General features: G+C 46.8%; 8 protein-coding genes. 2 read left to right on the top strand and 6 right to left on the bottom strand.

Annotated elements, in window-relative coordinates; genetic code table 11:
- Positions 1-5: 5 nt before the first annotated feature.
- From ACWIP2_RS00520 to deoC, 5 genes are all read right to left on the bottom strand, one after another.
- On the bottom strand, positions 6-3098 hold the full coding sequence (locus tag ACWIP2_RS00520) for a hypothetical protein (RefSeq protein ID WP_448517927.1): 3093 nt from the start codon (positions 3096-3098) through the stop codon (positions 6-8).
- A 100-nt stretch (positions 3099-3198) separates the two neighbouring features.
- A complete protein-coding gene (locus tag ACWIP2_RS00515) occupies positions 3199-4920 on the bottom strand; it encodes a sodium:solute symporter family transporter (protein ID WP_448517926.1) in 1722 nt (573 codons plus the stop codon).
- Positions 4921-5026: 106 nt separating this feature from the next.
- The gene (locus tag ACWIP2_RS00510) at positions 5027-6379 is read right to left on the bottom strand and encodes a RagB/SusD family nutrient uptake outer membrane protein (RefSeq protein ID WP_448517925.1); all 1353 of its coding nucleotides are present in this window, start codon (positions 6377-6379) and stop codon (positions 5027-5029) included.
- Positions 6380-6428: 49 nt separating this feature from the next.
- Complete coding sequence (locus tag ACWIP2_RS00505; protein WP_448517924.1) at positions 6429-9422, bottom strand: SusC/RagA family TonB-linked outer membrane protein; 2994 nt, start codon at positions 9420-9422, stop codon at positions 6429-6431.
- Between the two features lie 132 nt (positions 9423-9554).
- Entirely contained in the window at positions 9555-10205 is a 651-nt protein-coding gene (gene deoC / locus ACWIP2_RS00500; RefSeq protein ID WP_448517923.1) for a deoxyribose-phosphate aldolase, read from the bottom strand.
- An 85-nt stretch (positions 10206-10290) separates the two neighbouring features.
- Here deoC and ACWIP2_RS00495 point away from each other — a divergent pair, with 85 nt between their 5' ends.
- Positions 10291-11163 (top strand): dienelactone hydrolase family protein, encoded by an 873-nt coding sequence (locus ACWIP2_RS00495; protein ID WP_448517922.1) that lies wholly within the window; start codon positions 10291-10293, stop codon positions 11161-11163.
- A gap of 22 nt (positions 11164-11185) precedes the next feature.
- Positions 11186-12478: a S41 family peptidase gene (locus tag ACWIP2_RS00490; RefSeq protein ID WP_448517921.1), complete on the top strand. Its 1293-nt coding sequence runs from the start codon at positions 11186-11188 to the stop codon at positions 12476-12478.
- 70 nt (positions 12479-12548) lie between these two features.
- On the opposite strand, the gene ACWIP2_RS00485 is transcribed toward ACWIP2_RS00490, so the two are convergent.
- Positions 12549-15830 carry a TonB-dependent receptor gene (locus ACWIP2_RS00485; protein WP_448517920.1) on the bottom strand — a complete coding sequence of 1094 codons (3282 nt, stop codon included), beginning with the start codon at positions 15828-15830 and terminating at the stop codon, positions 12549-12551.
- Positions 15831-16026: the final 196 nt, after the last annotated feature.

Genomic DNA, 16026 nt, shown 5'->3' with positions numbered 1-16026 from the left:
AACCACTAATTATCGTAAGCCAATGTGATTTCTCTGCTGATAGGCTGGCATTCGTTGTTGCAATTGTCTTTGAACTTTGCAAAGACGCGCTTCAGACCTGCACCATCGCGCAAAGACCACTTTTTAGATGCCTGATAAGGCTCCCAGACAGCGCCATCATCAAACTTCGGCGAATTAGATATCATCATAAAATTAGCTTTACGCGCATTAAATTCAAGGGTTACAAGCGGAGTCTTGGTCAATGTCTGATTATTTCCTGCAAATTTGATAGAACCCGGTATAGGCGCATCCGTGTCTAACACGATATTAGCAGAAGCAACACCTGATTCATTGCCGGCTTCATCGCGGAACTTAATAAAGACTGTTTTTTCGCCATCGCCGGGCGAAAGTCCCCAGTCTTTGCTATCCCGAACAGGCTCCCATGTTGCTCCGGTGAAGTACTTGTTATTGCTGATCATCATCTCTTTAGCACCTTCTACCCTGATATCCAACTTAACCCGTCCGTTAGAGGCATTGGTACATCCCTCGCCTTTATTAATGATTAGTTCCTCGTTGATAGGCTCCTGACGGTCTAATATGATGCTGGCTAGCACGGGCTGCGTCTCATTACCTGCTCTATCGCGGTATTTTACATATACATATTTCTCGCCGTCGTCGCCGTCCAACTTCCAGTTGTACAGATAACTTTCATAGCGCTGCCATTTAGCATCCTTAAAATCTTTGTTATTGCTAATCATCATTTCGGTAGCATCTTGTACAGAAAGTTTCAGCATAACAAGTTTATTGATATTGGTTGTGTACTTCGCGCCGTTGTTGATCTTAATATCCCCGCCTTTAGGTGCAGTCATGTCCAAGCCAATGCGGTCGTAAGCAACCTCCGAAATATTATTTACCCTATCTTTGAACTTGACAAAAACGGTCTTTACACCGTCTTCACCTACCAAAGTCCAGTCTTTCGAGGTTGCATAAGGTTCCCACTTTGCATTGCGAAAATCGAAGAAGTTGGAAATCATCATCTCTACTGCATCTTGCGCATAGAGTTCGAGTTTAACTTGCTGTAATTTAACCTGCTGGTTTTCAGCCAGAATTTTAACTGTGCCTTTTTTCGGTGGTGTCCGATCCAAAATAATGTTATCCGAATAGACAGGCGATTCGTTACCTGCCTCGTCTTTAAACTTGGCATAGACTGTCTTGAGTCCGTCGTTACCAATCAATGCCCAGTTCATATTCAGTTCAGAATACGCTCTCCAACGCTCACCTGCAAAATCAGGAGTATTGGAGATCATCATTAGAGCAGCCTGTTTGGCTTTTACCTTTACAATCACAACTTTATCAATGTCGTTGGTGATGGAGTCGCCGCGGTTGATCGTTATGCTGCAATCGAAAGGCGGCTTGCGATCTAGAATGATATTGTCTGCTACAACGTCAGACTCGTTGCCCGCCTGATCGCGAAACTTTGCCACTACGTTTTTAAGACCGTCTTCGCCCTCCAGTATCCAATCTATGTTAGTAGCATAAGGCTGCCATTTAGCTCCGGCAAACGTGCTGTTGTTGGAAATCATCATCTCAGAGGCACCTCGTGCAAACAACTGAAGCGAAACCTTTTTATTAGGATCTATGGTAAACTCTCTGTTGTTGTCTATTACGATACGACAGTCGACAGGTTTTGTCCGATCAAGCCTGATTTTAGTGCTGACCACATCTGAAACGTTGCCTGCTTCATCGCGGAAGCGGACGAAGATACCTTTGTCGCCGTCGTCACCGGGGCTGCCCAACTTCCAATTTTTGATATCTGTCCGATATACTTCCCAACGGGCGTTGAAAAAGTTGCTCGTATTGCTGATCATCATGTACTTTGCCCCTTCGGCAGAAACTTTCAGATTCACAGTAGCACTTGTATCGTTGGATATCTTAGACATATCACCAACAATTTCTACGCGTGGCTTGGTAGGCGGAACTCTGTCAAGTATGATCTCTGACCATGTCGTCTCGGAGATGTTGCCTGCCTGATCGCGGAAACGAGCATAGACACGGCGGTTACCATCGCGGTCGGGAAGTGTCCATGCGGCTGACACATTGTAAGGACGCCACGATACATTCTGAAAAGAACTATCGTTGCTAATCTGCATTTCATGAGCGCCGATAGCTGAGAGCCGCAGCCCGACTGACAAACTTCTGGTGAAGCGGTTGCCGCCGTCAATAGAGATGCGTGGCAACATTGGCGGTTCAGTATCTACAATGATAGCATCTTGGGCTACGGCAGAGTAGTTACCCGCATCATCGCGGAAGCGAACCTGTACGACGCGCTCGCCTTCTCCGGGAGGATCCAGCGTCCACTCTATCGTATTTCGCATCGGCATCCACTCAGAACCGCCCCGAATGAACACCTCTGTTGCCCCCTGCGCACTCAAAAATAGAGTAACGGTTTCTTTGTTGGTGTACGTATCGCCGTTATTGATCAGCACACGTGGGTTAAGTGGCGGCATCATATCCATGATAATGCGCGCACTAACTGTCTGTGAGATATTACCCGCTACGTCGCGAAAACGCGCAAAAATAACTTTTTCACCATCCTCGCCAAGCAGTTGCATTCTGCGTCGTTCGGCATAGGGAACCCATTGCGCACCTACAAAATCGGCACGCAAGCTCAACTGCATTTCTTTGGCTTCCTGAGCGTATAACTCGACACTCACGATCCTGTCTCGGGCATTGGTAAAGCGCGCACCGCCATTGATGGTAATGCTGCAATCAAATGGAGGCTGTCGGTCTAATTCGATAACTGTTTCTACTACGTCGGATACATTGCCCTGATTATCTTTGAATTGAGCGTAAACATTTTTCAACCCGTCGCCGTCGCTAATTTTCAAGCGCCATTTGACTGATGTTTCGTAGGGCCTCCATCGCTGGTTAGGAAAACTTGGATCATTAGATATCATCATCTCGGTTGCACCGCGCCCAAAAAGTTCGAGGACAACCATACCCTCAGGGTCGTTGGTAATATTTTTCCCACCGCGCATCCTTATAGCGCCGTCTATCTGCGCCAAAACGGAAAAACAAGTCAAAAATGTAAACAGTGCGGTAAATATGCTATATTTCATACTTGCTTTGGGCTATTACCTTTTTCTCAATCAGGTAGGTAAGCCAATGAAAAGTAATCAGACAGGCAGGGGGGTAGTCTGCCTCGATGTTTATCTAACTTCAAAATTGTACAAAACTTGTACCATCTGTGCCGCGTTTTTGAAATAGTTGCAGCACTAAACCCAGCACTACTACCGCCAGACACCCGATCATATTGTACCAAAGATAGGATATGTTGCTAAATTTCCAGCATATTAATACAATAATTTCGGCAAAAATTGCAGCTTGGAAAATAGCTCTCGCCTGTACTTTCTTTACGTAAAATGCGACCAAAAAGATGCCCAAAATTGTTCCGTAGAAAAGCGACCCTAAAATATTAACGGCTTCTATGAGATTATTGCTCAAAGAACTTGCAAACTCAGCAAAGAGAATTGCGTATGCTCCCCAGCCAATCGTCATCCATTTAGAAGCCTTTAGGTAATGAGTCTCGTCTTGATTAGGCTTGATTGAGCGCTTGTAAACATCTATCACCGTAGTGGAGGCAAGTGCGTTTAACTCTGATGCGGTAGAAGACATAGAAGCGCAGATTACCAGCGCTATTAGCAGTCCGATAAGTCCTTTAGGCAAATAGCTGATTACAAAGGTTAGGAATACGTAGTTCGTATCGCTTGATTTGCCCTTCCCCTCTGCCTCGTTTTGTTGATGAATAATTGCGACGGCCTGATTTCTGATCTTGCGGGCAGCCTGATTTTGCTCGTCTAACTGTGCTTTGTTCTGCTCGATTTGCTGTGGATCATTTTGTTTCAGCGCTCCTACAAGTGCAAGCGCTTGCGCGCGTTTTTGTACAAATAGACGGCTGTGTTGCTCCTCTAATTGCTGAAACTCTTCTCCTTGATCAGAACGGCGCGCCTTTTCGGCTTCTACCTGATTAAAATAGATCGGCGGCTCGTGGAATTGATAGAATACAAAGACCATCGCACCGATGAATAGGATCAAAAACTGCATTGGAATTTTGATAAACCCATTGAAGATCAGCCCTAAACGACTTTCGGTCGTAGACTTACCACCTAAGTAGCGTTGCACTTGCGACTGATCGGTACCGAAATAGGAAAGTTGCAGAAAAAAACCACCTATCAGCCCTGACCAGAAGCTGTAGCGATTGTTCCAGTCAAAACTAAAATCCACACTGTCCAATTTACCCGCTTTACCTGCTACCTGAACAGCCTCCCATACACCAACTTCCTGCGGCATCAGATTGAAAACCATATACATAGCCACCATCAATCCGACGAAAATGACAAACATTTGTTGTTTTTGGGTAATGCTGACAGCCTCTGTACCGCCTATGACAGTGTAGAGGATCACAATGCTGCCCAGCATCAGATTGACATAGAAAATATCCCAGCCCAGAATAGTAGAAAGCACAAGTGCAGGGGCATAAATCGTTAGCCCTGCGGCAAGTCCGCGCTGAATTAGGAAAAGAAAGGCGCCGAGCGATCGGGTTTTGATGTCGAAGCGCTTTTCCAGAAACTCATAAGCCGTGTACACGTTGAGGCGCTGGTAAAGTGGTACGGCAGTCATGCAGAGCACAATCATGGCCAGCGGCAATCCGAAGTAAAACTGCACGAAGCGCATCCCATCGGAAAATGCTTGCCCGGGTGTACTCAAAAAGGTAATTGCACTGGCTTGCGTTGCCATGATGGAAAGTCCAATCGTACCCCAACCCATTCTTTTAGACAGCAGAAAATCTCTGGTGTTTTTGCTTCCGCGCGTTTTCCAGATACCATAGGCAGTGATAAAACCGATGGTAAGAGTGAGGACAAACCAGTCTAATAAGGACACAGCAGATTTAGTTTAGGGTTAAAGACAACTGTCAAAAATAGGCGAAAAAAAGAAATTCCACTTCCGCAGAAGTGGAATTTCGCATTGGTATTCTGATAGTAGGCGATTATCTGCCTTGAAGTTTTTCCCAGTTTACTTCTGCCAATGGTCGCTCTAATTGTTTAAAAACTGTGCCCTGATCCAACGCAACAGGGATCTCGTTTAGACGGTCGTAGCGACGGGCATCTACCCAGCGATGTCCCCAAGGTTCACACCACAGAGAATAACGGCGTTGAAACAAGATCTCGTTGATAAGTGCATCGCGGGTAGTTGCACCCGCATAAGCGGGCAGACCTGCTGCTGTACGGATACGATTAATTGCACGAACAGCTTCTGCACTATTGCCTGCCTGTGCGCTGGCTTCAGCATAGATGAGCACTAACTCTTCGTTGCGCAGGTATTTCACCGGCGCGGTGTTGGTTGGGTAGCGCAAATCCTGCCACTCGCCTGATAAAGGTATGTTATCAGTTGTAACTACAACAGGACTGCGGCGGCGAAAGAATTTGCGCTGCACGCGTAAATCGCCGGGCAGAGCGTCGGCAATCAGCGACGGATGCACCACAATCATTGTATTGATAGGCGCATCCAATACAAAGAACAACGGGTTAAACAAATCAGGTGGTGCGCCGTAGGTAAATGCAGGTCCCGCGTCCAAATCTCCGTCAATGTTCATAAAAGATTGGTTTAAAGCGTTCAACGCGCCTTGCCAATCCTGACGATATATTGCCAGTCGCGCTGCAACTGCACGATTAAACTGGCGCAAGGATGCGATTGAGCTGAAGTTATTAGCTGCAAAACCGGCAGTCAATTTGAAGGGGAAATTGCCTGTACCTGCACGGCTCAACTCGTCGTTGGCTTCAGTCAGCAAGGCGTTGATGCGGGTGAGCGCTTCAGCATAAGGTACAAAAGGACCAGGGTTCAACTCGTCGGCTACATCAATACGGATGCCGTTTTGAAACTGTCCATTGGCAACAATCATGTACTGGTAGGCCTGAATTGTTTTCGCAAACCCACTGACAGCCAAGCGTTCCTGCTCGCTAATAGCGTTGGTGTTACGCACAGCTTGTAAAATCACATTTGCTTGTTTAATTGTCTGATAGGGTGCATCGTAAGCAGGGCCGACAGCAAAAAACTGCCCATCGGGTTTGCGACCGCCCTGCCCCAGCCAGTCGGTTTGCCAGCGCGGATCGGAAGCGTTTAAGTACCAGATTTCACGCCCAAAACAGCCAAAAGCAGCTGTAACAGTGAACACATGCGCCCGATGACGGAACTCCAGACCTGTAATCAGCGACTGGATCTGGTTGCGGGTAGCATTTTGTCTTACGCTTTGCAAGGAGGGGTTGTTGGGGTCAACAGCATTTTCTAAGGTAAAGAAGCTACAGCCGCTATTGCCTAAAAGCGCAGCAGCTAAAAGACCCATATAAAGAGATTTTTTCAGCATAGTTTTTAAATGTTTAGGTAACAACGGCTTAGAATTCCACAATCAAATGTCCAAAGAAGCGTTTTGATGTCGGGTAAGGTGTAACGTCTATACCGGAGCCGATGGAACGCTGACCGAAAGTTGAGGTTTCAGGGTCGTAACCTTCATACTTAGTAAAAGTAAGTGGGTTGTTGGCAGAAACACCAACGCGTACTCTGCCGACTTTATCGTCAAACCATTGCGTCAGCGTAGTTTTAGGCACATTGTAATACAATGCAACCTCGCGCAGACGAACATAGCTCGCATCCTGAACCCAGCGACCAGCGTTATTGAACGGCGCAGGTGGACGCTGACGGCCGTTAGGAATGCCGTCTCCGTTGTCATCTCTGAACCAGCCCGGAGTTGTACCACCGGAATCAGTTAAGAAAGCAGAAAGGTTGATATTATCACCACCTTGCTTCCAGTGCCACAGCATGTTGAATTCGAAGTTTTTCAGGAAAGTAATTTCGTTCAACCATGACATTTGGAAATCAGGCTGCTGATCGCCCCAGATGGTAAATACTCCGGGCGAAACCTGTGGCGTACCTACGATTGTAGTTGGTGAAATGCCCTCGCGAATCCAGAACGTACCCAGAGCCGTACCAAAACCACCCTGGAAGTAAGCCGGAATACCTAAGCGCTTTGTCAGAAGGCGATTTTGCCAGTACATCACGCGGGTAAACCAACGGAAGTTATCTTTCTGTACAGGAACAGCGCCCAGTGAAAGCTCCCAACCCTTGTTGGAAAGTTGTGCAAGGTTGCTGGGGATAGAGTTTACACCTGTAGAAGGCGCAAGGCTTAGGTTCTGGATATTGTTGCGTGTCTGTTTGTCGTAATAAGTTACCTCAAGTTGCAGGCGATTGTTAAAAAATCCTGCATCAAGACCAACCTCTAATTCGCTTGCGCGTTCAGGCTCTAATGTAGCATTCCCTGCCGCCGTTGTAACTACTGAACCAAGTAAGCCACCAATATTAGCTGGATTCAGAGCTGTAAAAGTTTGACCGAACGCAGGCAAACCTGCTGTTTCACCATAAGCAATACGCGGTTTTACTTGGTTTACAGTTTCTTTAAAAGTCCAGAAGTCGAAGTTGGCAACATTGACCGCTAATGAAGCCCTTGGGAAGGCATAGAACTTATTTGCGTCACCGTTAAGGGTAGATTTATCCCAACGGATACCGACAGTAGCTACTACTTTATCATCCCAGTTAGCTTCCTGCTGTGCAAATATCCCTACGTCTGTAATATCGGATTGTTGTGCCTGAAAGATTTCTTGTACAGTTCCCTGACGGAGGTTTTTCTGCCCCGGCGCCAGACCGCGAGAGCGAGCCAACAAACTGTTTTCAAAGAAATTCAGACGTACCGTACCCAACTGTGAGTTCATATTCACTTTGCCTAAGTTGAAGTTATAGGTCAAAGCCGCCTGCAAGTTGGTGTTCACGTTGCGTGTTTCTCCCCACAGCGCGTCGCCGGGGTTGGCCTGTGCGCGTTGGAATTGCAGATCTTCGGGCAAATAGACCAGTGTAGAGTTCTGTGTGAAGTCCAAACCTCCTTGTGCCACAAATTTCAACAACGATTTATCTGTCTTCAGCAGATCAGCCCCAAAACTAAAGGACTGGATAAAGCGATTAACTACGGAGTTGTTAATACCTTTATCTGTTACCGCAATTGGATTTTCTGCAAAGTACGGATTGTCGGGATACACACCGTTTTCATTTGGGAACAGATTAAAATAGGTTGGCACATAGGCGATATTGTAACCAATGCTAGCACCTGTGTTGTTCTGGTTGCCTGTAAAACCACGATCTGTATTGGTGCGGATATAATTAGAACCTATACCAATTGTAATGCGATCGTTTAGCTTATGCTCCACATTGGTACGCAGCGAGTAGCGCTGAAAACCTGTGCGACGTACAATACCCTCCTCGTCGGTAAGTGCTCCTGATACGAAGAACTTAGTTTTTTCATTGCCTCCCGAAACACCTACGCGGGTGTTGAGCAAAGTAGCAGTGTTGCCATAAAAATACTTTTCGTAGTCAAATCTGCGTCCGCCTGCAGCGCGAAAACGCTCCAATTCGATCGGACGGCGGGCAACAGGGAAAAAGAAATTAATCTTATCTTCGTTCCAGTCATCAACACCCAGCAGGCGCTGTGCGCGCGCAAAACCTACGTCTTGTGCGAATGATACTTTGGTACGGCCGGCAGCGCCTCTTTTAGTAGTAATAATGATTACACCTGCATTGGCTCGCGTACCGTAGATAGCGGCTGCAGAAGGCCCTTTCAGTACTTCGATGCTTTCGATATCGTTCGGGTTTAAGTCAGCGAGACGGTTAGGGGCATCGTCCTGCGCACCTACACCTGCACCGGCTTCAGCACCCGATACGGCAGCGCGTCCGCTGCGATTCGTAGCATTGTTGATATATACACCATCTACAATATAAAGCGGCTGCGAAGCGCCTACCAACGATGAAATACCGCGCAGTTGGACAGAAACACCGCCACCCGGCGCGCCGCCGTTTAGATTGATATTGACACCTGTGATTTTGCCATAGAGTGCATTATCTACCGTTTGAATCTGTGTAGTGCCGATGAGCTCTTTGGCTGAAACCGTAGAAACAGCGTTAGCAAGATTGCTTCTTTTGATAGAAGATGCAAGACCTGTAATAACTACCTCTTCCAGTCTGGTAACGTCTTCTGCAAGCAAAACATCTACTGTGGTATTGCTCGCGCTAACTTCTACCGATTTGGAAAGGTAGCCGATGTAAGAGAACACTAAGGTAGCAGGACTATTGCTACCTACATTGATGCGATAAGAACCATTGGCATCGGAAATGGTACCGGTCGTAGTCCCTCGCACTACAATGTTTACGCCCGGCAACGGGCTACCGTTAGCGGCATCTTTAACTGTACCCTGCACCGTGTACTGTGCCCAAGCAGAATTGCACAACCACATCAGCGCAAATGCAGCCGAATAGCGGATGGCATGTTTAATTGTAGAAAACTTCATAGTAAAATAGTTTTAATTTGTTCCCCTAAGGTAGCCACTTCCAACCAAATATGAATCAAGTATGAACATTTTTTATCGGGATTCGCCAAAATTTCACACATGTACTATGAAAACAACTGATTTTCAGGCGTTTTATTGTTGCAATAAGGTTGCACCTGCTGAAGAACCAATGCGATCGGCACCGGAGGCAATCATTGCCAGCGCCTGCCCTTTAGTGCGGATGCCCCCTGATGCTTTTACACCCATATATTCGCCTACGGTTTCCCGCATCAGGCGAACGGCGTGTTCGGTTGCCCCGCTGCTGCCAAAGCCGGTCGAGGTTTTAACAAAATCTGCCCCCGCATCCTGAGCAATTTTACAGGCGCGCACAATCTCCTCGTCGTTTAGATAGCAAGTTTCTATAATCACTTTCAACAGAGCGCGACTCTCATGGCATATTTTGGCTAATTGTGCGATTTCACCTTTTACCCAACTCACAACACCCGTCTTAAATGCGCTCAGATTCATTACCATATCTATTTCCTCTGCACCATCGAGCAGGGCGATTTCGGTTTCGCGCACTTTTACCTCCGATCGGTTATAGCCCAGTGGAAAACCCACAACCGTTACCAACCGTATGTCGTGTGTACCAATATCGCGGCGAACCTTTTTGACCCAGTAAGGCGGTACACATACACCGACAAACCGATGCTGAATAGCCTCTTGTACCAGTTGTTCAAAATCGTCTGCACTTGCTACGGGAGCAAGCAGCGTATGCTCGATATGCTGATTTAAAGTTTCCATGTACCTTCTTATATTAAAGCCGTAAACTTTGCGTGAGCAATGCGTGTTGTAACACCAAAGTTTTATCACAAAATAAATAGAAGCCATGCTAAAAATACTTATTATCGCTGCGGCTTTTACGGTGAGTGCTGTAATCGTATTTGTGTACGACGCATTAACTAACAACTCAGCAAAAACAGTTTGTTGCCATGTGCCTGCCGCAACTGCATCTTTTGCCGCCTTTGCTTCCGACCAAGCATTTGTCAACAAGCACGAAGAGCCAATTCCGTTTACTTTCATTTCGCAGGTAGGCGGAAAAGAAATCAGCTACCCTACCGCCGACGGCAAAACTGCCAAAGCATGGTTGATTCCTGCCAAAAAGAAAAGTAATAACTACCTGTTCGTATTCCACGAGTGGTGGGGACTGAATGACTATGTGAAAGCTGAATCAGAAAAATTCTACAAAGATTTACCTGATGTAAATGTGATCTGCCTTGACCTATACGATGGACAAGTAGCAACTACCCGCGAAGAGGCAGCTAAACAAATGCAAGGGCTACGGCAGGAACGTGCTGTGGCTATCATAAACGGCGCGATTGCTTATGCAGGCAAGAAAGCCAATATTTTTACTATCGGTTGGTGCATGGGAGGCAGTTGGTCGTTGCAAGCTGCCCTGCTGGCAGGAAAGCAGGCGAAAGGCTGCATCATCTACTATGGAATGCCTGAAAAAGACGTAGAACGCCTCAAAACGCTCAATACCGACGTACTTGGCATTTTTGCAGGTCAGGAGCAATGGATCTCACCCAAAGTTGTAGAGGAATTCGATGCTAACATGAAGCAGGCAAACAAAAAACTGATTTACAAGATTTTTGATGCAGATCATGCCTTCGCTAATCCAAGTAATCCTAAATTCGTGAAAGAGGCTACAGACGAAGCATACGCCATGTCCTTAGATTATCTCAAACAACGAATAAAGTAAGAAAACCATCATCTAATCTGTTATGAAACGTTTGATTTATGCGGGACTATTGCTATTGGTAGGAGCAACAGCCTGCCGCAATCAGGTAAATGAGCCTGTTACAGATGTGAATGCGCTACCTATCAGGCGCTATGTTTTTGAAGTGATGAACTTCTTTTATTTCTGGCACAGCAGAATACCATCGAATATCAATCCGAACAACTTCAGTACACCCGAAGCACTGTTGGAGGCAATGATGTACCGCCCAACCGACCGGTGGAGCTACATCGTGCGCGACAACGGAGCCACAGCAGCCCAGATCCGCACAGGATCTACACAGGGTTTTGGCTTCCTTTGGGGCTTAGATCGCGAGCAGAACCTGCGGTTAGTGCTCGTGCATCCCAATTCGCCCGCAGCCGATGCGCAACTGGAGCGCGGTATGCGCGTGATACGCGTCAACGGCGTAGCGATCACTGCCGGGGCAACCAACATCCCCCGCTTTGAAAATTCGGTAGATATAACTGTACAAGACAGTTCGGGGGCTATCCGCGAAGTTCAGTTGCAATCTCGCAATTTTACCATGCGCGGAGTTACGCTGCGAGAGGTCAAAGAGGTAGCAGGCAGAAGAGTCGGCTATCTGGTCTTCTCTATTTTCACACAATCTTCCGTACAAGAGTTGGATGAGGCTTTTGACTTTTTCCGCAGTGCCAATGTCAATGAATTGATATTAGACCTGCGCTACAACGGCGGCGGCGCTCCCGAAACAGCCCAGCATCTCGCCAGCCTGATTGCGCCCAATGCGGCAGGTAGGCGCTTTCTGCAATACCAGCACAACAGCAAGAATACGCAACGCAACACTGAGCTTAATTTCAAAACTGTTACTAATGGCTTGAATCTCAACCGCGTATTTGTACTGACAACAAGTAACACTGCCTCTGCCAGCGAATTGATTATCAACGGATTGCGTCCTTTTATTAACGTGCAGACAATTGGCACAACCACTAATGGCAAGTACGTAGGCGGATATGTATTCAGCCACCGCGAGGGTTACTCACTGGTGCCGATCTGCTTTCAAAGCGTTAATGCCAATGGCGATACCTTTGCTAACGGTTTTGAGCCGTCTTTCCGTGCTACAGACGACCGGACACGCCCCTTTGGCAATCCGAACGAAAACCTGCTTGCCGCTGCGCTGCATTTTATAGCCAATGGTTCTTTCGGCGGCTTTATCCAAACAGCACGCACAGAAGCCGAACAGGTAGATGATAAGTTGCTATACACCGAAGATCAAGCCATTCGCCGCCTACCAATTATCGGTGGCTTTGAGCAGATGCAGTAAGGATTGATAATATGTCAAACAAAAAAAGGCTGTCCAATTGGGCAGCCTTTTTCATATGCTTCAGACAAACTTAGTTGAAGATATAACGCACACCGAACTGCATACGATAAACATCACCAAAGCCGGTTGATGAGTTAAAAGTAGTGTTAGGCAGTATTGGGTTAGCAGTTGTACCTACGTTTACCATGCGGTAAGTTGGAACGCCCTGCGCATTTACACCTGCAAAGTTAAGCGGAGTGGTGGTGGTGATGATATTGCCTACCCCCCAGTTATTGTTAATCAGGTTGCCTACGTTGAAAACGTCCCAACGCAGTTGCAGCTTGTTCTTGGCAGGCAATTTAAAGTCAATTTGTAAACTGAAGTCAGCGCGATATATCCATGGCAACAGCGCACCATTACGCTCTGCATACTGACCACGACGAGAGCTCAGATAAGCATCCTGATTGATGAATGCGTCGAAAGCGGCGGCTTGCTCTTCAGGAGAGAATGTACGACCACCGATCGTTAAAGGCAAGAAAATCAGATCGCTGGCGCGGTTAGGCACAAACAGCAGATCGTTGCCATTCACACCGTCGCCGTTCATATCGCCGTTAATACGATAGCTAAAGCGACCTTGGTTACGAGCCTCGTAGAACAAAGAGGCAGTCAGCGTAGCTACTTTACCAAGATCTCTGCGGTAGTCAATTGCAGAAATGAAGCGATGACGTTGGTCGTTGTCAGAGAAGGACAGTTCAGGCAGGTTGTTACCGCGAACCGTTGGCAGACCAGCCCATGAAGAGAAGGCAATAAAGGCAGGGTCTATTAGGTTGCGGGCATCGCCGCGGTTGTAGGCAGCCATCACGTTCAAGCCGAAGTCAAAGCGCTTCTCCAAACGAGCAGTGATGTTGTAGATACGCCCTTGGTTAGTATTCTTCAGTACAATTGCATCAGTAATGTTATCATTGATACGGATAGCATTATTCTGTGCAGCCCCTGTCAGTCCTGAACCCGGGAAACGTGGACGGTTATCAGGACCATTGAAAGTGCGATCGGCAGGTTCGCGGTTTGCATCAATGTAATAAGCCTGATTTACGTCTTTGCTGTAGATAAATTCCAAAGTACCAATGATGCCTCCGGGCAGTTTCTGGTCAATAGCGATGTTAGAACGCCATACCTGAGGGAAACGGAAGCCAGGGTCTGTTACAGCAATGTTATATGTGGAAGGCGTAGTAGGATTGGCAGGAATATGTCTTCTCGGATTAGGATCAAACGGGAAAGCAGTCGTGTTATCAATATTAATCAGGCCAGTCAATACGCCATTGTTGCCAATCTGGTTAGAAATCCATACAAACGGCGGACGGCCTGAGAAAATACCTGTGCCACCGCGTACCTGCGTAGTTTGATTCTTCTTTACATCCCAGTTGAAACCTAAACGAGGCGACCAAAGAATATTTGGATCAGGCAGTTTAGCAGTGTTGTAACGAACGGGGTTACCTTTTTCATCGCGGAACGTCAAATTGGGTACTTCAGGGTTAAAATAGCCTGTTTCAGCAAAGAAAGGAACATCAACGCGAAGACCGGCAGTTAATTTGAAGTTGTCGGCAGCCTGAATTTCATCTTGTACGTATACACCTGCATAAGTTACTTTGGTAGGCTGTACAGGTTCTGCACCACCCGGCAGCGCCGAGAAGTTCAAACGGTAGTTGCGAATCGTTACCGGTGAGGTTGTTAAACTTGGATTAGCTAAGAAGGCATTTGCAGCTGTGTAAAAATCCTGTAGTGAGTTAAAAGCATAACGGCCTTGCGAGAAAGGGAAGAATACGTTTTCAAAAGACATACGCTCTATGTTGAAGCCGGCAGTGATCGTATGCCTGCCACCATAGTAGGTAAAGTTGTTCTGCATCTGAAATGTACCATAATTGAGTCGGTTGCTCGGTGTAAAAGGCTCAAAGCCGAACGTAATGTAAGTTGCACCACCTTGAGCAATCTCAACCAGTGGGAAGAAGTCGCCGCGTGAACCGCGATCTTCATTCTGGTAAGTATAGCCAATGATGAAGTTGTTAGAAAACTTGCCCTTGAAATTAGAGTTCAATTCGGCAATTACCGAACGGATGTTTTCGTTTTGGATGTAGTTCGAGTTTTGATAGTTCAGCGCGTTCAGGTTACCACGGCGGTTGCCTAACACAGTGGTACTATTGCTCACCAAAATATCAGCGCGAGAATCTAAGTGTGTGTAGCGAACGCTCAGTTTATGGTTGTCGCTGATGTTGTAATCCAAACGAGCGAGAAACTTATCGCTGCGGGTTTCGTTATTATAGCCTTCGTAGGGGCCTGTTTCATAGTTGAAACGCGTGCGCAAAAAGTTGCTCAATTCGTCCAGATCTGAACGCAATACGCGGGTTACATTACCACCGACAGGTTCACCGCCGGCATTTGCGCGGAAAGTAGTACCCGGCTCTGTTTGGCGCTCAAATTCGCCGTTCAGGAAGAAGAATAGTTTGTTTTTGATGATAGGACCACCTACGCGGAAACCTGTCTGGAATACGTTGAAATCGCCAACAATTACTTCACGTCCCTTTGCCTGTGTACCTACGAAATTTTTGTTACGTGTGTTATAGAAAACAGAACCGCTGAAATCATTGGTGCCGCTGCGAGTTACCGCATTTACACCTGCACCTACAAAGCCACCTTGGCGCACGTCATAAGGGGCAATGTTTACCTGAATTTCTTCAATCGCATCCAGAGAGATAGGCGACTGACCTGTACGACCACCCGGCTGACCTGCAAGACCAAAGCTGTTGTTGAACAAAGAGCCGTCAATTGTGATGTTGTTCAAACGGTTGTCAGCGCCACCAAAAGAGCCGTTGCCGCTTGCCTGAGGAGTCAGACGAGTAAAGTCGTTGATAGAGCGGTTCAGCGTAGGCATGTTGTTGATCTGATCCTTGCCAATGTTAGTAGCAGCACCTGTACGATCTGAACTGAAGATGTCGTTGCGGCTGCCTATAACTACTACCTCACCCAACTCGATATTATCTTCTTGCATAGCAAAACTTACTTCTGCAGAAGTACCCAAGTTAAGGAAGATATTGTCGCGTACCTGCTCCTTGTAGCCTACGAAAGTTACAGTTACGCGATAAGGTCCGCCTACGCGCATACCTGGGATCGTGTAGCGTCCATCAGTCTGTGTTGCCGTGCCGTAGCGCGTTCCTGAAGGCAGGTGGATAGCTATAACGCTGGCACCTGGTAAGCCCTGACCTTTATCGTCAAGTACTCTTCCTATCATAGCTGCAGTTGTTACCTGTGCCTGAACTGCTGTTACAGCAAATACGCACATAATCGCAGCAAATACATTAAGTAATAATTTTCTGATCATAAGATTGCCTTTTATTGCGTTGCAAAATTAGACGTTGCAACAGGCAACCCTACGAGTTTTAATATTAAGAAATTGCTAAGTTATTACTCGAGGCTGTCCAAAAAGGACGCATGTAGCACAGACTTCAGTCTGCAACTATTTGATTATCAAGCAACTAAGAAATAACAGACTAAAGTCCGTATTACTTTTTGGATAG

The organism is Rhodoflexus sp. (assembly GCF_053489755.1).
The sequence above is the reverse complement of the archived record's forward strand: the minus strand, read 5'-3'. Positions and strand labels throughout refer to the sequence as shown.